General features: G+C 33.8%; 18 protein-coding genes and 3 tRNA genes. 14 read left to right on the forward strand and 7 right to left on the reverse strand.

Features of this window, described 5'->3' with window-relative positions; genetic code table 11:
• Positions 1–8: 8 nt before the first annotated feature.
• Positions 9–362 carry a hypothetical protein gene (locus AC2DZ0_RS12845; protein ID WP_484642224.1) on the forward strand — a complete coding sequence of 118 codons (354 nt, stop codon included), beginning with the start codon at positions 9–11 and terminating at the stop codon, positions 360–362.
• Positions 363–366: 4 nt separating this feature from the next.
• On the opposite strand, the gene AC2DZ0_RS12850 is transcribed toward AC2DZ0_RS12845, so the two are convergent.
• Positions 367–1,224, reverse strand: a complete 858-nt coding sequence (locus AC2DZ0_RS12850; RefSeq protein WP_484490457.1) for a cupin-like domain-containing protein — start codon at positions 1,222–1,224, stop codon at positions 367–369.
• A 420-nt stretch (positions 1,225–1,644) separates the two neighbouring features.
• Between AC2DZ0_RS12850 and AC2DZ0_RS12855 the strand changes: the two genes are divergently transcribed.
• Complete coding sequence (locus AC2DZ0_RS12855) at positions 1,645–3,114, forward strand: alkaline phosphatase D family protein (protein ID WP_484642226.1); 1,470 nt, start codon at positions 1,645–1,647, stop codon at positions 3,112–3,114.
• Between the two features lie 33 nt (positions 3,115–3,147).
• Here the strand turns inward: AC2DZ0_RS12855 and AC2DZ0_RS12860 are convergent.
• The 4 genes from AC2DZ0_RS12860 to AC2DZ0_RS12875 all read right to left on the reverse strand — a co-directional run bounded on the left by AC2DZ0_RS12860 (position 3,148) and on the right by AC2DZ0_RS12875 (position 5,784).
• Positions 3,148–3,233 (reverse strand) — tRNA-Leu (locus tag AC2DZ0_RS12860).
• A gap of 12 nt (positions 3,234–3,245) precedes the next feature.
• Positions 3,246–3,320, reverse strand: a tRNA-Gly gene (locus AC2DZ0_RS12865).
• 87 nt (positions 3,321–3,407) lie between these two features.
• A complete protein-coding gene (locus tag AC2DZ0_RS12870) occupies positions 3,408–5,477 on the reverse strand; it encodes a LamG domain-containing protein (protein WP_484642227.1) in 2,070 nt (689 codons plus the stop codon).
• A gap of 221 nt (positions 5,478–5,698) precedes the next feature.
• Positions 5,699–5,784 (reverse strand) — tRNA-Leu (locus AC2DZ0_RS12875).
• Between the two features lie 232 nt (positions 5,785–6,016).
• On the opposite strand from AC2DZ0_RS12875, the gene cyoE reads away from it, so the two are divergent.
• The 8 genes from cyoE to AC2DZ0_RS12915 all read left to right on the forward strand — a co-directional run bounded on the left by cyoE (position 6,017) and on the right by AC2DZ0_RS12915 (position 11,083).
• Positions 6,017–6,928: a heme o synthase gene (cyoE, locus tag AC2DZ0_RS12880; protein ID WP_484642228.1), complete on the forward strand. Its 912-nt coding sequence runs from the start codon at positions 6,017–6,019 to the stop codon at positions 6,926–6,928.
• A 15-nt stretch (positions 6,929–6,943) separates the two neighbouring features.
• Positions 6,944–7,525 carry a cytochrome c oxidase subunit 3 gene (locus AC2DZ0_RS12885; RefSeq protein ID WP_484642230.1) on the forward strand — a complete coding sequence of 194 codons (582 nt, stop codon included), beginning with the start codon at positions 6,944–6,946 and terminating at the stop codon, positions 7,523–7,525.
• Between the two features lie 56 nt (positions 7,526–7,581).
• Positions 7,582–8,559, forward strand: coding sequence for a cytochrome c oxidase subunit 3 (locus AC2DZ0_RS12890; protein WP_484490461.1), 978 nt, complete (start codon positions 7,582–7,584; stop codon positions 8,557–8,559).
• 55 nt (positions 8,560–8,614) lie between these two features.
• On the forward strand, positions 8,615–8,959 hold the full coding sequence (locus tag AC2DZ0_RS12895; protein WP_300325091.1) for a cytochrome C oxidase subunit IV family protein: 345 nt from the start codon (positions 8,615–8,617) through the stop codon (positions 8,957–8,959).
• 94 nt (positions 8,960–9,053) lie between these two features.
• Entirely contained in the window at positions 9,054–9,707 is a 654-nt protein-coding gene (locus tag AC2DZ0_RS12900; RefSeq protein WP_484642232.1) for a hypothetical protein, read from the forward strand.
• Positions 9,708–10,346, forward strand: a complete 639-nt coding sequence (locus AC2DZ0_RS12905; RefSeq protein WP_484642233.1) for an SCO family protein — start codon at positions 9,708–9,710, stop codon at positions 10,344–10,346.
• A 3-nt stretch (positions 10,347–10,349) separates the two neighbouring features.
• The gene (locus AC2DZ0_RS12910; RefSeq protein WP_484490464.1) at positions 10,350–10,865 is read left to right on the forward strand and encodes a DUF420 domain-containing protein; all 516 of its coding nucleotides are present in this window, start codon (positions 10,350–10,352) and stop codon (positions 10,863–10,865) included.
• Between the two features lie 8 nt (positions 10,866–10,873).
• Positions 10,874–11,083, forward strand: a complete 210-nt coding sequence (locus AC2DZ0_RS12915) for a hypothetical protein (RefSeq protein WP_484642235.1) — start codon at positions 10,874–10,876, stop codon at positions 11,081–11,083.
• A 62-nt stretch (positions 11,084–11,145) separates the two neighbouring features.
• Here the strand turns inward: AC2DZ0_RS12915 and AC2DZ0_RS12920 are convergent, their stop codons facing one another.
• Positions 11,146–13,176: a M3 family metallopeptidase gene (locus AC2DZ0_RS12920; RefSeq protein WP_484642237.1), complete on the reverse strand. Its 2,031-nt coding sequence runs from the start codon at positions 13,174–13,176 to the stop codon at positions 11,146–11,148.
• Between the two features lie 18 nt (positions 13,177–13,194).
• Positions 13,195–14,271, reverse strand: a complete 1,077-nt coding sequence (gene moeB / locus AC2DZ0_RS12925) for a molybdopterin-synthase adenylyltransferase MoeB (protein ID WP_484642238.1) — start codon at positions 14,269–14,271, stop codon at positions 13,195–13,197.
• 312 nt (positions 14,272–14,583) lie between these two features.
• On the opposite strand from moeB, the gene AC2DZ0_RS12930 reads away from it, so the two are divergent.
• The 4 genes from AC2DZ0_RS12930 to infB all read left to right on the forward strand — a co-directional run bounded on the left by AC2DZ0_RS12930 (position 14,584) and on the right by infB (position 19,639).
• Positions 14,584–14,784 (forward strand): hypothetical protein, encoded by a 201-nt coding sequence (locus AC2DZ0_RS12930; RefSeq protein WP_484490468.1) that lies wholly within the window; start codon positions 14,584–14,586, stop codon positions 14,782–14,784.
• A gap of 222 nt (positions 14,785–15,006) precedes the next feature.
• Complete coding sequence (gene rimP, locus AC2DZ0_RS12935; protein WP_484490469.1) at positions 15,007–15,468, forward strand: ribosome assembly cofactor RimP; 462 nt, start codon at positions 15,007–15,009, stop codon at positions 15,466–15,468.
• 13 nt (positions 15,469–15,481) lie between these two features.
• Positions 15,482–16,732, forward strand: a complete 1,251-nt coding sequence (gene nusA / locus AC2DZ0_RS12940) for a transcription termination factor NusA (protein ID WP_484490470.1) — start codon at positions 15,482–15,484, stop codon at positions 16,730–16,732.
• 117 nt (positions 16,733–16,849) lie between these two features.
• Positions 16,850–19,639: a translation initiation factor IF-2 gene (gene infB, locus AC2DZ0_RS12945; RefSeq protein WP_484490471.1), complete on the forward strand. Its 2,790-nt coding sequence runs from the start codon at positions 16,850–16,852 to the stop codon at positions 19,637–19,639.
• Positions 19,640–19,910 lie beyond the last annotated feature (271 nt).

A 19,910-nucleotide genomic window follows, 5' to 3' on the forward strand; every position in this document is an offset into this window, starting at 1 on the left:
AATGTCTTATGAAAAAATATTTATTTCTTACCATACTTTTTTTTGCAGGATTAACGCAATCTGTTCAAGCAAGATCAAAGCCTACATTGACATTTAAAGAAGGAGCATCACATATTATTTTATTAAAAGCCTCGGCGGTAAATAATGCCATCCAAGTTGTTTTTCAAAATGGCGAGGGAGGACTTTTATTTACTGAAACTCTTGCAAAAGGCTATTCGTATAAAAAAAAATACAACTTATCAGATTTTTCTGATGGTGTATTTTATGTAAAAATAGTTGAAGTGAAAAATGTTCAATTTTTTAAGGTAGAAAAAGGTGAGCAAAATAAAATCACTGAAATTGATAAGCTACCTTTCGAATAGTGGATTAGACTTTTGCGTAAGATTTTTTTTCAGCATGATTGTTTTTCCAAGCAATCCATTTCTCTCCCATGGTGCGTCGCATTATATTTTCTACGGGCATCATAACAGCAATATTGTAAACGGCTTTGGCTAAGTATTTCGGTGTTTTGGGGATACTTCTTAAACTCATAGAAAAACCAGGTGTGATATATTTCATATAATGCCAGTAACCTTCAGGTATATAAAGCATGTCACCATGCTCTAAATTTGCAATATGTCCCTTTGCATTTTTTAGTTCTGGCCATTTCTCGGTATCGGGATTAGAGAAATCAATATCACTATGAGTTCTTAACGTATTGGGCAGTTTGTATAGATATTTCGATTGTTCTTGGTCAAATAAAATACATTGTTTTTGACCTTCGAAATGAAAGTGAAAAATATTGGCTAGGTCTATATCATAATGCATATAGGTATATGATTTGTAACCGCCAAAAAATAGAGTAGGCAAACTTTTTAAGAAAGAAATTCCTAAATCAGGATATTCAAAGTCCTTTTGAAGTGAAGGGATTTCTTTTAAAATATTCCATAAAAATATACGAAAATCGGTAGGTTTTTCTTTTAATAAGTCTACGTATTCATTCATTTTCATATAGGCATGTGGCTGATTGAATTTTTTAGCCTCAATAGGTCTACTGTCATGCAGAGGAACTTGTTTGTCCCCTGCAATTTCTTTCATATAATCAAGATTCCATTTTTTATACGCAGGCCAGTCTTTTGAAAATTTCTTTACCACAACAGGTCGTTGTTTTTTAAGATAATTTTCTACAAATTCTTTTTTTGTGATTTCTTCTATAACTGGAATTTTTTCAAGATGTAACTTCATGAAATGCGTAGTTTTTGGGAATTCTGTAATAGGCTATAAAGTTACCTTTTTTTTGAATAAAATCAAGAATATTCTATCAATGTGAAGTATTATTGGTTTCTGGATTTGTATCACCATGCAGAATTATTTTTCCTTGAATACTTGAGCCCTCCGGAGTAGCATTTTTAAGGAAGTACCTTGAATTTGCCATTTTTTTGCTGTCTAAATTTATTTATGGAGCGGTAATAGGATGTTTTATTGTTGTTCAATAACTTAAGGGTTAGGGTGTTGCGTGGGTGTGTCCGAGATAGAAAAAAATATTAAATTGCTTGGAATTAAGGTTGCTAATAAAATGGAACAAGAAGATGGTAAATTGAGAGTGCCAGTTTTAGAAGAAAAGACTTATGATTTTGCTTAGGACCTTAGAATAAAAATAATGTTATGAGATTAAAGTATAGAAGTTTTAGATTAACAATCTTAATTTTGCTGGTCGGTTCAAGAGTTATTTCTCAAACTATGGATCATGTATATTTTACAACAGGATTTAAAATGGGTGAAGTGACGGATACTTCTGCTGTTTTCTGGACACGTTTATGTAAAGAAAAATTTCCCAATCCTATCACTCATGAGAGAAGAGAGGCTCCTTATAGAGCTCCACTAAAATTTAACAATAGTGCCCCTGTAAAAGAGATGGACGGTGAGGTTACCGGTGAATTTGGAGAGGTGCGTGTATTGTTCATGAGTGAAAAAGATACTTTAGAGTTTGGATGGGAGTTTGTGTCCGTCCTGGAGGATTATACGATTAAGAAAAAAATTACGGGTTTGAAGCCAAACACTCGTTATAAAGTAAAAGTCTTTGGAAGGAAGTTCAAGGGACGGCCTAAAAAAGGGGTTAAAAAACCTGATACTCCCATTTCTACGGTGTTCGGAAGCTTTAAAACGTCTCCCAAAAGCGATGTTGCTGTTCCTGTGTATTTTACTTCCTCAACATGTCAATATTTTTGGGATTATGATGATAAAGATCGTGGGTTTAAGATTTATGATGCCATGTTTGACAAAAAACCGGCTTTCCATTGTCAGACAGGAGATTTTGTATATTATGATAAACCTGGGCCAATGGCTGTTACAGTTGAACAAGCAAGAATGAAATGGCATGCTATAAATGCTTGGCCAGGTTCTGTTCATTTTTATAATCATGTTCCATTGTTTCTTCAGAAAGACGATCATGATTTGTTAAGTAATGACGCTTATCCCGGAATGAAACCTTTTGGTGAAATTACCTATGAAGATGGTTTGAGAATATGGTATGAACAAGCTCCTTTGGTTGGTGAGCCATATAGATCAATTCGATGGGGAAAAGATATAGAGGTGTGGTTGTTGGAAGGTCGAGAATTTAGATCCCCTAATTACTTAAAAGATGGTGTGTCCAAAACGATTTTTGGAAAAGAACAAATAGAATGGTTTAAAAAGTCGGTTGCTGCTTCTGATGCAACTTTTAAAATTTTAATGTCTGCAACTCCGGTAGTTGGTCCTGATAGAGATTCAGGTAAAAGTGATAATCATGTAAACAAAGCATTTAAGACAGAAGGAGATTGGTTGCGAGCGTTTTTGATGAAAAACGGTATGTTTGTTGTCAATGGAGATCGACATTGGCAGTATGTGTCTAAGGACGCGGAAACAGGTTTGTTGGAGTTCTCACAAGGGCCAACTAGTAATGCACATGCTCAAGGTTGGTCTCAGTCAAATAAAAAACCAGAACATAAATTCTTAAGAGTTCAAGGAGGGTTTTTAGGGGTCAATGTGTATCGAAAAAAAAACATTCCCATAATTGAGTTTATTCATTATGATGTTGATGGAAACGAGGTGCACAAAGAAGTGATTGAAAAACAATCAAGAATTGATAGAGAATAAAAAAGCCTGTCAACAAAAAGTTAACAGGCTTCGTACTCGAGATGGGACTTGAACCCATACGGACCTTACAGTCCACTGGATTTTAAGTCCAGCGTGTCTACCAATTCCACCACTCGAGCATTGGAATGATATGGAGCGAAAGACGGGATTTGAACCCGCGACCCTCACCTTGGCAAGGTGATGCTCTACCCCTGAGCTACTTTCGCATTTTTTATGCGAGTGCAAATATAAAATTTATTTCAAAAGTTCGCGTCTTTTTTTAGCTTTTTTTGACTAGATTATTTTTACTTTCTCTAGTGGTATGGGGTGTAAGAGCTAAATTCTATATCAAAAGATTTGTTTAGTAAATCTAGATGGTTCTTGCAGAAGCTGTTGTGGGAAGAGAGGGCTTTTTGGTTTTGATGTGTCGTTATTTGCGCTTTTATCAAGTATTCTATAGCTGGTTTAGAAAGGGAATCTAACGTAAGCCATAGTTTTGCCAAATAAATAATTTTATTCCATTCTTTATTGAGGATACAGCTTTCAATGTTTTTATGAACATTAGATGTTAAATTATCCTGTAGTGGTCTTAATAATAAATCAAAATTATGCGTGTAAATAGTTTTGTCAAATGTTAATTTGTGTAACTGCTCAATGGTATTCCATTGAGAAAATAATTGATCTATTGAAAGGATATCAATAAAAATAGCGTCAGAAACTTCAATCTGCCATGTTTTGTTCTTGTATTCTAATGTGAGTCCTTCAATATTTTTTAAAATACCTCTAAGTCTATGGATGTTTGTACTTCTATTGTTTTTTTGTTGAGAGTTTGTTTCATTGGGCCAAAGGGCTTCAGACATTTCGGTAGAGCTGATATGACGTTTGAAAATTTTAGGGTAGATTAAAATAATTAAAAATAATCTAATCAGTGTAGGAGCAAATTCATTTGAGAAATTTTCTGAATTAGCATTGTAGGCTCTAAACTTCTCTAAAAAATAGATCGCATTTTTTAAGGGTAGTTTAGGGAGTTCGTGAATTGCAGGTTTGATTGAAATTTCACTAGTTTTGTTGATGAGGTTCTTCTTTTTTCGAAAGGGTTTTAAACATACGAGTGTTAAAAAAACGATTAAAATAATCACAGAAACCGTTAACGTTGTTGTGTACTGTTGCTTTGAGGAAATTTCAATATTGTTCTTATAGATTTTTTCAATTTCAGCATCTGATAATTTTCTATCCCATAAAGCAATTTCTTTAATGTTTCCATCGTAATAATTGTTCCAGAAACTTTTGCCTATTTCTAAATAAGTGGCTTTTCCAGTATTTTGATAAATCTGTTTGCTGTCTGTTTTTTTTCCATTGATATAAAAATCAATAAGGTGATTGTAATTTAAAGATATGGCTAAATGGGTCCATTCTTTGGTGTTTATGTTTTTAGGAGGATTCGCTAAGATGCCATAATTTAAAGGAACGCTAAACCATAGCTTGCCCGTTTTTGGTAAATAGCGAAGTGAAAAATCGCTATTTCCTACAAGAGCCATTATTCTATCTTTGTCGCTAGGTTTTACCCAAAGAGAAATAGTCTGTTGATGGCCAAACTTCACATTTTCGAATTTTAGATAAGATGTTTTATGCGTAAACAGCGCAGATCCAATTCCATTATTGTCGCTTTCGAAGGAAATATTTTTTTCACTTATTAATTTTGATTTTGTTGCTGCCTTGTTTTGAAGATTCGTTTCAAGAGGAAGGTACAGGTTAAGTGCAAAATCTATAGCTGGAGATTTTAAGGAAGTCATGTAAACCTCCATCATTTCTTTTTCAGAAATGGCGCGATTCCAAGTTTGTAATTTGTCTAAAAATCCTTCTGCATTAGTATCATACTTATCCGTTCCTATATATGTTTTTCCTTTTCTCTTCCACCAATTGTTTTTGATGCTGTCTTGTAAAATACAATCACCATTCAAGAAAATTTTTAATCGACCCTTTGTGTTTAAAGTAAAGCCTATATGTTGCCAACGATTTTCAGAAAGAACGGCTTTTGTTTCTGTGTCTTTTAAGTTGAAATGATTGAACTGTATTTGTTGGTTAGAGAGATACCGCAGGTAAAAATTATTTTCTTCTCCATAGATAGTTCCTGGATGTAGTTCTATGTTTTGTGGTTTGATCCAAAAAGCAACAGAAATATTTTTATCGCGTTGGGAGTTGATAGAAAGTGGATTCGTTTTGTTGTTGAATTTCACAACTTTTCCTCGGGTTTCATCCTCTGCAAAAACGCTTAGGTTGATGTCATTGTTGTTTGCTATTTCAAAAAGATTTTTGTTAAATGTCAAGTCATTTTCAAAATATTGTGCATAACCACTAAAGTCAATCCATAATATAAAGAGCAAGGATGATAAAAAAGAAATTGGTTTTAGGAACATAGAATCAAGAAAATCCAAATATAAGGTTGGTATAAAAGTAAAATATTTAAACTAAATGCACAATTTGTAAAATATGGGTAATTTTATGTTGAATAGGAATCTTGTTATACGGTAGAAATAGAACTAAATGTTATCAAGAAAAATCTGCAAAATAAAAAAGCCTGTCAACAAAAAGTTAACAGGCTTAGTACTCGAGATGGGACTTGAACCCATACGGACCTTACAGTCCACTGGATTTTAAGTCCAGCGTGTCTACCAATTCCACCACTCGAGCGTGGCGATTTTGATTGCTCAAATTCGGTTGCAAAGATACATGATATTTGTTACTAGAAAACAAAAAATAAATATATTTTTTAATTAATTGAATCACTGTTGTTTATAGTGTTTTTGGCTTTTTTTTATAGGAGTAAGAGTACTTGATATTTCTTAGAGCTTATCAATTTTGGAATTTTTGATGGTCAATACATAAGAAAGAAATATCTTTGCAAAAATTTTAATTCAAGGAAATGGGATCCGTTGTTGAGGAAGTAGAGCAAAGTGAAAAATCTTCTACGTTGGTGAGTGATTTTAAGCAGCTTACAAAGATGGGCTTGTCTATGAGTGTTGTGTTTTCATCTGTTGCAGGTTATCTGTTGGCAGTTGATAATGACTCCATTTCATATTATGTGATTTTTTTACTTGCCATAGGGGGCTATTTTATGGTGGGAGCTTCCAATGCTTTTAATCAAATTATTGAAAGGAATACAGATGCCTTGATGAAGCGAACAAAAAATCGTCCAATTCCTGCAGGAAGAATGTCTGTGAGAACGGCATTGGTGATTGCGGTAAGTTTTACAATTTTTGGTATTGCAATTTTATACTCAATCAATCCTAAGAGTGCTTTGTTTGGTGCGATATCAATTTTTCTATACACAAGCGTTTATACTCCATTAAAGCCTGTCACTCCTTTGTGCGTTTTTGTGGGAGCATTTCCAGGGGCAATTCCTTTTATGTTGGGTTGGGTTGCTGCAACAAATAATTTTGGAGTAGAAGCTGGTTTTTTGTTTTTGATTCAGTTTTTTTGGCAGTTTCCTCATTTTTGGGCTATTGGATGGTTGCAAGATGAAGAATACAAAAAGGCGGGTTTCAATATGCTGCCAATGGGAAAAAAAGACAACGGTGCAGTAAGACAAATTATACTTTATACAATTATTATGATTTTAGTTTCTATAGCGCCTGTTTTAAAGTTAACAGGTAGTTTTTATATATATCCATTAACAGCTGTGGTGATATTTATGTTAGGAGCAAGTATGTTGTTTTATGCGGTAAAGATGTTGAAGGATCATAGTAGAGAAATGGCAAGAAAATTAATGCTTTCAAGCGTATTGTATATTACGGTTGTGCAGGTGATATATGTGATAGATAAATTTTTACATTAAAGATAATTAGTGACTATGGACAATACTGTAGATTTAGAATTAAGAGAAGGTAGAAGAAAAGGAGCAAAACCGATGATGTGGATTTCAATGGTTAGTATGACTATGATGTTTGCCGGGTTAACAAGTGCTTATGTTATTAGTAGTAACAGAGAGGATTGGGTGAGTTTTGATTTGCCAACTGCATTCCAATGGAGTACCATTTGTATTCTATTGAGTAGTGTGACTTATTTTATTGCAAAGAAAACTGCAAAAAAAGGGAATAAAACAATGACAACAATCATGTTGTTGATCACTTTAGTCCTTGGATTAGGGTTTGTCTATGGTCAATTTCAAGGATTTCATGAGTTACAAGACATGGGATTGTATTTTACAGGACCCAAAAGTGCGGTGTCATCTAGTATGTTAATGGTAATTGTTTTTGCTCATATTTTACACGTTTCGGTAGGGTTAATATCTTTATTAGTAGTGTTTTACAAGCAGATTCGAGGGTTGTATACAATGGACGATACTCTAGGGTTAGAGCTAGGAGAAATATTTTGGCATTTCTTAGATTTATTATGGATAGGCTTATTTTGCTTTTTCTATTTTAATACTTAATTAAAATTGTTATTTTTGCCAACTAATTAGAATTATACATTAATTAAACGAAATTTATGGGAGCAAATATTGCTGATCAAAATGAAGGTAAAACGTGGGACGGTGGTTCTACAAGACCTATGGGAGCTAGTTATGGAAAAATGATGATGTGGTTTTTCATCGTTTCTGATGCATTAACATTTTCAGGATTCCTTGCCGCTTACGGTTTGACAAGATTTAAATTTATTGACGTTTGGCCTATCGCAGATGAGGTGTTTACTCACTTTCCGTTTATGCATGGGACACACGCTCCGATGTATTACGTTGCTTTGATGACGTTTATTTTGATCTTCTCTTCTGTAACAATGGTATTGGCAGTGGATGCAGGTCACAACATGAATAAGAAAAAGGTGACTTTTTACATGTTCTTGACAATTATTGGAGGTATTATTTTTGTTGGTTCTCAAGCATGGGAATGGAAAAATTTCATTCAAGGTTCTTATGGAGCGGTTCAGTTAAAAGATGGTAAGATTGTTCAATTTGCAGAAAATGGACATCAAATTGCCTTAGCTGACTTTGTAACTTCTCATCCTAAAGAAAGAGTTGATCATACAAGACATAATGGTTTGTGGTTTGAATCAGGTGATGCAAACCCTACTTATACAGTAGAAGAAGTAGTTGCTTCTTTTAAAGCAAATCCTCATGTAAACTTAAGAATTGAGAAGATTGATCCTGAGACTAAAAAGAAAGTAATAGTTTCTAGAAGTGAAGGATTGAAATATTTATCTCAAGCAGCAAGAGTTGTTGAAGGAGCTAATCTAGAAGTAAACGAATATGGAAGTAGTCAATTCGCAGATTTCTTTTTCTTTATTACAGGTTTTCACGGTTTCCACGTATTCTCTGGAATTGTACTTAATATTATCATTTTCTTTAATGTTATCATTGGTACTTACGAAAAAAGAGGTCACTACGAAATGGTTGAAAAAGTTGGTTTATACTGGCACTTTGTCGATTTAGTATGGGTATTTGTATTTACATTCTTCTACCTAGTTTAATAATTAATAAAAAATATAGCAGTTCGTTTTTTCGAATCTGATAAATAAATATAAAATGGGAAACGCAGCAGATCATAAAGCATTAATTTGGAAAGTTTTTGGAATACTTTCTGCAATTACAATTGTGGAAGTAGCATTAGGTATTGTTAAGCCAGAGTTTTTATTTACAACTCAGTTTTTAGGTACCTCTTTATTAAACTCTTTATTTTTAATCTTGACAATTGTTAAAGCTTACTATATTGTTTGGTACTTTATGCACTTAGGAGATGAGAAAAAGAATTTTAAATACTCTATAGTATTACCATTAGTTATTTTGATTCCTTATTTGGCTACATTGCTAATTATCGAAGGAAGTTATGTACATGATGTTTTAGCACCTTACATAAACTGGAAATACTAATACCTAGTATGTAAAAAAATAAAAGAAAAAGGTGGTTTATCCGCCTTTTTTTGGATTCAATAAGTATTGGATCCTTTAAAGATATGATTCTATTATGAGTGAAAAATCCAATCAGACCAAAAAAATAATAATACTGTTCAGTACATTTATTGTTCCGTTGTTGTTCTTCTTGTTTTTGGCTTCCGGTAAAGTGAATTTTAATAAACTACCTATCATAACAGAAAAGGTTTCTAATCTTAAGGGAGAAATTCCTTTTAGGAATAAAGTATCAGTGCTGTCTATATTAGGGGAGGAGCCTAGTGTGGGGACTTATCAAAATATATTGAATCTTTATCAGGTGATTTATAAAAGTACCGAGAAGTATAAAAATTTTCAAGTCATTACTATTGTTCCTAAGTCAGGAAAAAAAAATATTGAGAGGCTACAAAAGGAATTGTCGAAAGTAGGAGGTGTTGATTTGCCGAAATGGCAATATCTAGTACTTTCTGAAGAACAGATTCAAGATCTTGTAACCAGTTTTGGTATTCCTTCGGTATCTTATGATACATCTGTTGGTTTAGAGAAGGTTTTTATTATTGATGAATCAATGAATTTGAGAGGTAGAACGGATGATGAAGACACCGATTCGGGTTTGCTTTATAGTTATGATACCAAATCAGTTTCTGTTTTAAAGAATAAGTTGAGGGAAGATTTGAAAGTTGTTTTTTATGAATCTAAGTTTGCCGTTAAAGAACCTAAATTGAATTAAATGAAGAATAATTATTCTTATGCAGGAGTTGCTTTTATTATCTTGATTTTTGGAATCTGGGGAGTAAATGAACTGGGGAAAAGAACCCAAAAAAGATCGCTTGTGAAATTTGAGAAAGTGCCGGATTTTGAATTTGTAAATCAAAAAAATGAAGTAATATCGAATTCTTTTTATCAGGGAAAGGTATATGTGGTTGAGTTCTTTTTTACGACTTGTCCTACCATTTGCCCTATCATGACGCAAAACACTGTATTGTTGCAGAATAAATTTTATGGCAACCCAAAGTTTGGAATTGCATCGATAAGTATTAATCCAAAACATGATACACCGGAGGTGATGAAAGCTTATGCGGATGAAAAAGGAGCAACCATGGAAAATTGGAATTTTTTAACAGGTGATGAAAGTGCAGTGTTTTCATTTTCTAATGAGGGTTTCAAACTATACGCAGGTAAAAATGATGATGTAGAAGGTGGTTTTGAACATTCTGGTCTGTTTGCTCTAGTAGACAAAGAGGGGTACATTCGTTCAAGAACAGTTAAAATGGGTGATAATGAAAATCCTATAAAGTTTTACGATGGTTTAGATATTGATGCAATAGAGATGTTAAAAGAAGATATTAAATTATTATTAGAAGAATAAGTTATGAGTGCAGAGAAAAAATATAACAAGTTGATTGTGGTATTGTCAGTCGCGATTCCGTTGGCGGTAGCAGTTTTGTTTGGTGTGAAGATTGATTTAGAGTTGCCTGTGTTTTTACCGCCTATTTATGCTAGCATCAATGCAATTACTGCCTTACTGTTGGTTTTGGCTGTATTGGCAGTAAAAAAGGGGGATATCAAGAAACATGAATTGATAATGAAAATTGCCATTGCTTGTTCCTTAGTGTTTTTGGTGTTGTATGTTTTGTATCATATGACTTCAGACTCTACTAAATATCTAGGTGAAGGTTTTATGAAATATGTGTATTATGCAATATTAATAAGTCATATAGTGTTGTCTATAGCTGTGATTCCTTTTGTGTTGATTACGTATGTACGTGGAATAACCAATCAAATTGAATTGCATAAAAAGATTGCGAAATATACCTTTCCTTTATGGTTGTATGTTGCAGTAACAGGTGTTGTTGTGTATTGGATGATTTCACCTTATTACATTTAAACGTTGACATGAAAAAAGGTCTGGTTTTTATCCTTATGATGCCTACTTGGTTTGCTCAAGCACAGTGTGCTATGTGCAAAGCTGTTGTAGAAAGTGGTGATCAAGGAATGGCAGAGGGTGTTAACGATGGAATTATGTATTTAATGATATTTCCATATATCCTTGTTGCGGCTCTTGGTTATGCTTTGTATAGGTATAAAAAGAAACAGGCTAAATAGTTTCTTAAAAATAAAAAAGCCCTATCAATTTTGATAGGGCTTTTTTGTTTTTAAGCGTTGTATTAAAGTAAACCGGCTCTTTTTAATAGAGCATCAGAATTTGGTTTTTTACCTCTAAAGGCAACATATAAATCCATTGGTTTTTGAGTGCCTCCCTGTGAGAGAACAGTTTCTTTAAACTTTGTTCCGATTTCTTTATTGAATATTCCTTCTTGTTTAAAATATTCAAAAGCATCAGCGTCTAATACTTCTGCCCATTTATAGGAGTAATACCCTGCAGAATAACCTCCTTGGAATATATGAGAGAAAGAAGTGCTCATACAGTTTTCAGCTACGTCTGGATATAATTGTGTATCCGAAAAAGATTGTTGTTCGAACTCTTTTACATCCAGTTGGTCAAAATTAATTTCGCTTTGCGAATGCCATGACATGTCTAATAATCCAAAGCTTAATTGACGTAAAGTTTGCATTCCTTCTAAAAAGGTTGCTGCCTCCTTAATCTTGTTGATTAAGTTCATTGGAATTATTTCTCCAGTTTCATAATGTTTAGCAAACAATTTTAAAACATCTTCTTCATAGCACCAATTTTCAAAGATTTGACTTGGTAGTTCAACAAAATCCCAAGAAACACTTGTTCCCGATAAACTAGCATATGTGGTGTTTGCTAGCATTCCATGTAAGCCATGGCCAAATTCATGGAATAGGGTAGTTACTTCGTTAAAGGTGAGTAAAGAGGGTTTTGTAGCTGTCGGTTTGGTAAAGTTACAAACGTTTGAGATATGGGGTCTACTATTAACACCGTCTTTAATAGACTGTGCTTTATAAGAGGTCATCCATGCACCGTTTCTTTTTCCTTCTCTAGGGAAAAAATCGGCGTAAAAAATTGCAACGTAATCGTTATTTTCATCTGTTACCTTGTAAGTCGTTACCTCCTCATGGTAGGTGTCAATATCAAAAACTTCCTCAAATTGTAATCCGAATAATTTATTAGCAACGGTAAAGGCACCGTTTAAAACATTCTCCAGTTTGAAATAAGGTTTTATCGCTTCTTCATCAAAATCAAATAATTCTTTCTTTAGTTTTTCCGAATAGTAAGCACCGTCCCATTTTTGCAAATCAGTGATTCCATCTTTTTGAGCAAATTCACTTAACTTATCAAATTCTTTTTGAGCGGCAGGCTTTGCCTTGTTCAGAAGTTCATGAGAGAAATTTAAGACAGTTTCAGGTGTTTCCGCCATTCTCTCTTCTAACACATAATGAGCATGCGTGTCGTATCCTAATAATTGAGCACGTTTATGTCTTAAGCTAACAATTTCTTTTACAATTTCTTGATTGTCAAATTCATTTCCTTGAAAAGCCTTTTTACCAAAAGCAATGGCCATTTCTTTTCTTAATTCACGGTTGTCTATGTAAGTCATGAAAGGAATGTAGCTAGGGTAATCAAGTGTAAATAACCAGCCTTCCTTTTCTTTTTGCTGGGCAGTTTGCTTAGCTGCTTCTAGTGCGCCTTCAGGCAATCCTTTTAATTGTTGAATATCAGTGATGTGTAGCTCAAAAGCATTTGTTTCAGCTAAAGAATTTTCGCCAAATTGTAAAGATATTTTAGAGAGTTTCATGTCGATCTCTCTTAGAGTATCCCTGTCTTTACCTTTTAAATTGGCTCCGTTTCTAGAAAATCCTTTGTATTGTTTTTCTAAAAGCATGGTTTCTTCTCTAGTAAGATTTAAGTTTAATTGATTGTCATAAACTGATTTTACTTTTTGAAATAATGTTTCATTCAGTCTGATGTCATTTGAAAATTGAGATAAAAGAGGCGAAACCTCTTGCGCAATTTTCTGTATGGTATCGTTGGTTTCGGCAGAATTTAAGTTGAAAAAAATACTTGAAATTCTGTCCAGTAGTTTTCCTGAATTTTCTAATGCCTCCGTTGTATTTTTAAAATTAGGCGCATCAGTATTTTTTGTAATGCTCTCAATCTCTTGTTTTGCAATGGTAATTGCTTTTTCAAAAGCAGGTTTGAAATGCTCGTTTTTTATTTTAGAGAAAGGAGCTGTTTCATATGGTGTGTTGAATTCTTTTAATAGTGGATTCATGAATTTTAGGGTGTTTTTTTATTGAGATCTTCTCCAGGCATCTACACCTCCTTGAAGACTTTTTATTTTTTTATTTGGGTATTTTTCTAATAGTAATTTAACTCCAACAAGACTTCTTTGTCCAACTTGACAGTATAGAATAATATTGTCCTTATTGTCGAAAAAATCAAAACGTTGTTGCAATTGATGTAATGGAATATGTTCTCCTCCAATGTTGAAGTTTTCACGTTCCATTAACTTTCTTACATCAACTAAAGTAATATTATCTTTTTTAAGTTCCAATGTCAATTCACTGCTTGAAATTTCAAGACTAGATTCTTTTTCTATTCCACAGAAAATATCATAATCAATCAATTCTTTGATTTCTATTGTTGGATTTTTCGGGAATTTTAAAATGTTTTGTTGAAGGTTTAAAGCGTTCATGGAGAGTAATTTTCCACTAAGAACATCCCCTAAATCGCATATTATTTTTATCGTTTCATTTGCTTGTAGACAGCCAATAATTCCGGGTAGCACTCCTAAAACTCCAACATCGGAACAATTCGGAATACTGTTTGCGCTAGGTGGCTCGGGAAATAAACATCGATAGGTAGGTCCATTTTTATAATTGAACACACTTATTTGACCTTCAAATTTAAATATGGCACCAAACACCAAGGGACGATTTGTTAAAACCGCAGCGTCATTTGTTAAATATCTTGTTTGGAAATTATCGGAGCCATCAACAATTATATCATAGTCAGAAAATAGTTCTAAAGCATTTTCAGAAGATAGAAAACTGATGTAGGTGTTAAATGTAATAAAAGGGTTTAGTCTTTTTAATCTATCAGCGGCAACTTGTGCTTTGGGTTTGCCGATATCGTCAATAGTGAATAAAATTTGTCTTTGTAGATTGCTTTGGTCTACTGTGTCGTTATCAATAATTCCGATGGTTCCAACTCCTGCTGCTGCAAGATATTGTAGTATTGGACATCCTAACCCTCCAGCTCCAACGACTAAGACCTTGCTGTTTTTTAATTTATTTTGACCTTCTACCCCAATAGAGTCCAGAATGAAATGTCGATTGTATTGTTTTTTTTCGTCAGTTGAAAACATAATAATTGCTCTGTTTAAGTAACAAGTATTCCATGTTTGATTAGTTTTGTTAATCCGGAATTCTTATTTCAAAAGTACCTATTTTTTACAATCTATTGAAGTGTTAGCGTGTCTAAAAAAAAATGTGCATAAAACTTTAGTTTTAAGGTAAATATTTTGTAAATTGCAAGCGTAAATTTCTATGAAAGAAAGTCTTACGAACAGCTATCAAAGTTTGATGTTTATTTTAAATCAAACTATGGATTGAATACTACCCCTTGTTTTAGTTACGGAACAAAACTGTTTCAAAATTTAAAAGTTAAATGTAGTATTATGAAAGCTCAAAACCACCCGCTAAACTCCGAAAAATCTTTAGGAAATGGAATTATTAATTCTATTCAAGAGTACCTTCATGAAAAAGGAGAAGGTTTGAATTTATTTGAGAAAGTTATGTTGACCCTATATAGTATGATGACAATGTTCTTCTTGTTTTCTGCTGTTTATTTGGTTCTTACCAAAGGGTTTAAATTTTAAGAATTTAGCTGCTATTAAAAGCTTATTTGAATATTTATATAAAGTCCAAATTGCATAAGATGCAGTTTGGGCTTTTTTATCCCTGAAATTTAAGTAATTGTTTTTGTTACTTAAGCTGTATCGGTTTTGTATATCCGATAATTGTTGTTATATTTGCACCGTAAAATCGAGATTATTGCAAATGAAGGGGGACTTACAAGTCTCCTTTTTTTATACTAGAAGATGAATAAAGAGCTTGTTGAACAATTAGTAAATGACGCATTGGGTGAAGATAGCCCGCTGTTTTTAATTAGTTTAGAGTTGTTGCCAGATAGTAAAATATCAATAATTATTGATGGTGACCAAGGAGTTCCACTTAATGAATGTATTAGGATAAGTAGGGCTGTTGAAGGTGAGCTGGATAGAGAGGAAGAAGACTTTAGTTTAGAAGTGAGTACTCCAGATATTACAAAACCTTTGCTAGTGTTTAGACAATATAAGAAAAACATTGGTAGAACCCTTTCTGTGAAAACAGCAGAAGGTAAATATGAAGGAAAGTTGGTTGAAGTTATTGGAGAAGATATAGTGTTAAACTGGTCTGCAAGAGAACCAAAGCCAATAGGAAAAGGTAAAGTAACGGTTGAGAAATCTGTAACTTTAGCATATAATAGTATAGTAGAAGCAAAAGTGAAGCTAATTTTTTAAGTAGTAAGGTGAAATGGAAAATATAGATTTAATAAATTCATTTTCAGAGTTTAAAGATGATAAGAGTATTGATAGGGTAACCTTGATGTCTATTTTAGAGGAAGTTTTTAGAGCCGCATTAAAACGTAAGTTTGGTTCTGATGATAACTTTGATATTATTATCAATCCAGATAAAGGAGATTTAGAGATTTGGAGAAATAGAGTTGTTGTTGCTGATGGTTTTTCAGAAGACGATAATGAGGAAATTGAATTAAGTGAAGCTAGAAAAATTGAGCCTGATTTTGAAATTGGTGAGGATGTTTCTGAGGAAGTGAAATTATTTCAATTAGGAAGAAGAGCTATTTTGGCTTTACGTCAAAACTTGATTTCTAAAATATACGAGCATGATAGTACAAATATCTTCAAGCAATTTAAGGAGTTAGAAGGAGATTTGTATTCTGCTGAAGTACACCATATAAAGCACAATGCTATCATTCTTTTAGATGATGAAGGAAATGAATTGGTATTGCCGAAAAGTGAACAAATCCGTTCAGATTTCTTTAGAAAAGGTGAATCTGTTAGAGGGGTAATTAAAAGTGTTGAGTTAAGAGGAAACAAACCAGTGATCATTTTGTCTAGAACGGCACCAGGATTCTTAACGAAATTATTTGAGCAAGAAATTCCTGAGGTTTTCGATGGTTTGATTACTATTGAAGGAGTAGCAAGAATACCAGGTGATAAAGCAAAAGTTGCTGTGGATTCTTATGATGATAGAATTGATCCTGTTGGAGCATGTGTCGGAATGAAAGGATCAAGAATTCATGGAATTGTTCGTGAGTTGGGTAATGAAAACATTGATGTAATCAATTATACTAAAAATACAGAATTATTTATTGCAAGAGCTTTGAGCCCTGCAAAAATAGTTTCTATGACTATCAAACAAGAGCCAGAAGAAGGTAAAAAAGGTAGAGTAGATGTGTTTTTACGTCCTGAAGAAGTGTCAAGAGCAATTGGTAGAGGAGGAGTAAATATCCGTCTTGCAAGTGAGCTTACAGGTTTTGAAATTGATGTGCAAAGAGAAGGTGTTGAAGACGAGGATGTTGAATTGACAGAATTCTCTGATGAAATAGAATCATGGGTAATTGAAGAATTCAAAAAGATTGGTTTAGATACTGCTAGAAGCGTATTGGATAAAGACGTGGATGAGTTAGTGAAGAGAACAGATCTAGAGGAGGAAACAATTTTAGATGTTCAAAGAGTTCTTAGAGAAGAATTTGAATCATAAGTACCGTGAGTAACGAGTTTCGTGAGAAACGCAATTTAAATAGATTATAGAATACAGAATAGTTGGCTAATTTATGAGCCAAAATAGATTAAGTAACTATTCAACAATTAAATAGATATGGCTGAAAATAAAACAATACGACTCAACAAAGTTCTTAGGGAACTTAACATATCATTAGATAGGGCTGTTGAGCACTTGGCAAGCAAAGGAGTGGAAGTAGAGGCAAGACCTACTACTAAGATCTCTAATGAGATTTATGAAGTCTTATTGGATGGTTTTCAGACTGACAAGAATAAAAAAGCTGCTTCAAAAGAAGTAGGTGAGGAGAAGAAGAAAGAAAAGGAAGAACTTCGTTTGGCACAGGAGGCTGAGTTGGAGAAAAAACGTCAGTTGGATGAATCTCGTAGAGCTGTGGTAAAGGCAAAAGCTGAAAAGCTTGAGTTAAAAACAGTTGGAAAGATTGATGTTCCTGGTGCAACGAAAGCAGAGGAAAAACCAGTTGTTGAAGAAAAGAAAGAAGAGGTAAAGGAAACTGAGGCAAAACCAGTTGAGGTTGTTGCAGAGGAAAAGCCTGTTGAAGAGGTAAAGGTAGAGGCGAAAGTTGAAAAGCCTGTTGCTCCTGTTAAAAAGGAAAATATTGCTCCTAAAGCAATTGATCAAGCTCAAGAATTTGTGGAAGCGAAACCAACGCCTAAAAAGCAAGAGGTTAAAGAAGAAGTAAATCCAGAAGAAGCTGAAAAATTAACAACGCAATACAAAAAGTTAGATGGTCCTAAATTAACAGGTACTGTAATTGACTTAAAACAATTTGAGCGTCCAAAGAAAAAGAAGGAAGAAGCGAAACCTGCTAATGGTGGTGCTGCTAAAGCTAAAAGAAAAAGAATTGTAAAACCTGCTAATCATTCACCAAGACCTGGCGGTGGCGGTGGTAATAGAGGTAACTTCAATAAAGGTAGAGGAAGGAATCAAAGACCTGCTCCAGCCGTTAAGAAAGAAGAGCCTACAGAAGCAGAAGTACAAAAACAAGTACGTGAAACTCTTGAGAGATTACAAGGTAAATCTAGTAAAAACAAAGGAGCGAAGTACAGAAGAGATAAAAGAGATTTACACCGTCAACAATCTGATATTGATCAGGAGTTAGCGGCTCAAGATAGCAAAATCCTAAAAGTTACTGAGTTTGTAACTGTAGGTGAAGTTGCTACAATGATGGATGTATCTCCAACTCAAATCATTTCTGCATGTATGACATTAGGAATGATGGTAACCATGAATCAAAGATTGGATGCTGAAACGATTTCTATTGTAGCGGAAGAGTTTAACTATACTGTTGAATTTATTGGTGCAGAAGTTGAAGAAGGAATTCAAGAAGAAGTAGATTCTGAGGAAGATTTAACTACAAGAGCTCCAATTATTACGGTAATGGGACACGTAGATCATGGTAAAACATCTTTATTGGATTATATTCGTAAAGCAAATGTTATTGCTGGGGAGTCTGGAGGAATTACACAACATATTGGTGCTTACTCTGTGGAGTTATCAGGAGGTCAAAGAATCGCATTCTTGGATACACCGGGTCACGAGGCCTTTACTGCCATGAGAGCACGTGGAGCGCAGGTTACCGATTTAGTAATTATTGTAATTGCTGCTGATGATGATGTAATGCCACAAACAAAAGAGGCAATTAGCCATGCACAAGCTGCAGGGGTGCCAATTGTTTTTGCTATAAATAAAATTGACCGTCCAGCTGCAAATCCTGATAATGTGAAGCAACAATTAGCTTCTATGGATTTATTAGTTGAAGACTGGGGTGGTAAAATTCAATCACATGATATCTCTGCGAAAACAGGACAAGGTGTTGATGAATTATTAGAAAAAGTATTGCTTGAGGCTGAGATTTTAGACTTAAAAGCGAATGCTGATAAAAGAGCGACAGGTACTGTTGTTGAGGCTTTATTAGATAAAGGTAGAGGGTATGTTTCTACAATTATGGTGCAAGCGGGTACTTTAAAAATTGGAGATTACGTATTGGCAGGTAGACATAGTGGAAAAGTGAAAGCGATGTTTGACGAAAGAGGTCATAACATTCAAGTTGCTGGTCCTTCAACTCCTGTTTCAATGTTAGGTTTGGACGGAGCACCGCAAGCAGGTGATAAGTTTAATGTATTTGAAGATGAAAGAGAAGCGAAACAAATTGCAACGAAACGTTCTCAATTACAAAGAGAACAATCTGTAAGAACACAGAAACATATTACCTTAGATGAGATTGGTCGTAGAATTGCATTGGGTGACTTTAAAGAGTTGAACATTATCTTGAAAGGGGATGTGGATGGTTCTGTAGAGGCATTGACGGATTCATTCCAGAAATTATCTACAGAAGAAATTCAAGTTAATATTATCCATAAAGGTGTCGGTGCGATTACTGAATCTGATATCTTATTAGCATCTGCTTCAGACGCGATTGTAATTGGATTTAACGTACGTCCTTCTGGAAATGCTAGAATTGTTGCAGATACCGAAGAGGTTGATGTAAGAATGTACTCAATTATCTATGATGCAATCAATGACTTGAAAGATGCAATGGAAGGAATGTTGTCTCCAGATATGAAAGAGGAGATTACAGGTACGGCTGAAATTAGAGAGGTTTATAAAATTTCTAAAGTTGGAAATGTTGCCGGATCTATGGTCTTAACGGGTAAAGTATTTAGAACTTCTAAAGTGAGAGTTATTAGAGATAGTATAGTGGTGTTTACTGGAGAGTTTGCAACATTAAAACGTTTCAAAGATGATGCTAAAGAAGTAGCAAAAGGATACGATTGTGGTATGCAAATCAAAGGATTTAATGATATCAAAGTAAATGATATTATTGAAGCTTACCAAGAAGTAGAAGTGAAGAAGAAATTGAAATAAAATTTCTAATCTTATATAATAAGCCTGATTCAAATGAATCAGGCTTTTTTGTTTTTCAAAGGATTGTAATAAGAGGAACCTCTAGAGAATTACGAGCTGCCTATTGCTATGATAGCTACTTGGGAAATTGTAGAGAGTCAAATGATTTTCTTTTTATATAAAGTCATAATAATACCAATTAGAAATAATAATTATTCATCTTGAAATATCATTGTGATAAGAATACCTAATGTCTTCTATTTGTGGGATAGGAGTATTATTCGTTTCTGCT

It is taken from the genome of Flavicella sp. IMCC45668 (assembly GCF_057219105.1).

Excerpts from the sequence above, each read along its gene's own strand:
- AC2DZ0_RS12920 (WP_484642237.1), bottom strand. The coding sequence starts at position 13,176 with ATGAATCCACTATTAAAAGAATTCAACACACCATATGAAACAGCTCCT.
- moeB (WP_484642238.1), bottom strand. The coding sequence starts at position 14,271 with ATGTTTTCAACTGACGAAAAAAAACAATACAATCGACATTTCATTCTG.
- AC2DZ0_RS12930 (WP_484490468.1), top strand. The coding sequence starts at position 14,584 with ATGAAAGCTCAAAACCACCCGCTAAACTCCGAAAAATCTTTAGGAAAT.
- cyoE (WP_484642228.1), top strand. The coding sequence starts at position 6,017 with ATGGGATCCGTTGTTGAGGAAGTAGAGCAAAGTGAAAAATCTTCTACG.
- AC2DZ0_RS12850 (WP_484490457.1), bottom strand. The coding sequence starts at position 1,224 with ATGAAGTTACATCTTGAAAAAATTCCAGTTATAGAAGAAATCACAAAA.
- AC2DZ0_RS12915 (WP_484642235.1), top strand. The coding sequence starts at position 10,874 with ATGAAAAAAGGTCTGGTTTTTATCCTTATGATGCCTACTTGGTTTGCT.
- AC2DZ0_RS12900 (WP_484642232.1), top strand. The coding sequence starts at position 9,054 with ATGAGTGAAAAATCCAATCAGACCAAAAAAATAATAATACTGTTCAGT.
- AC2DZ0_RS12885 (WP_484642230.1), top strand. The coding sequence starts at position 6,944 with ATGGACAATACTGTAGATTTAGAATTAAGAGAAGGTAGAAGAAAAGGA.
- nusA (WP_484490470.1), top strand. The coding sequence starts at position 15,482 with ATGGAAAATATAGATTTAATAAATTCATTTTCAGAGTTTAAAGATGAT.
- AC2DZ0_RS12890 (WP_484490461.1), top strand. The coding sequence starts at position 7,582 with ATGGGAGCAAATATTGCTGATCAAAATGAAGGTAAAACGTGGGACGGT.
- rimP (WP_484490469.1), top strand. The coding sequence starts at position 15,007 with ATGAATAAAGAGCTTGTTGAACAATTAGTAAATGACGCATTGGGTGAA.
- AC2DZ0_RS12845 (WP_484642224.1), top strand. The coding sequence starts at position 9 with ATGAAAAAATATTTATTTCTTACCATACTTTTTTTTGCAGGATTAACG.
- AC2DZ0_RS12895 (WP_300325091.1), top strand. The coding sequence starts at position 8,615 with ATGGGAAACGCAGCAGATCATAAAGCATTAATTTGGAAAGTTTTTGGA.
- AC2DZ0_RS12855 (WP_484642226.1), top strand. The coding sequence starts at position 1,645 with ATGAGATTAAAGTATAGAAGTTTTAGATTAACAATCTTAATTTTGCTG.
- AC2DZ0_RS12910 (WP_484490464.1), top strand. The coding sequence starts at position 10,350 with ATGAGTGCAGAGAAAAAATATAACAAGTTGATTGTGGTATTGTCAGTC.
- infB (WP_484490471.1), top strand. The coding sequence starts at position 16,850 with ATGGCTGAAAATAAAACAATACGACTCAACAAAGTTCTTAGGGAACTT.
- AC2DZ0_RS12905 (WP_484642233.1), top strand. The coding sequence starts at position 9,708 with ATGAAGAATAATTATTCTTATGCAGGAGTTGCTTTTATTATCTTGATT.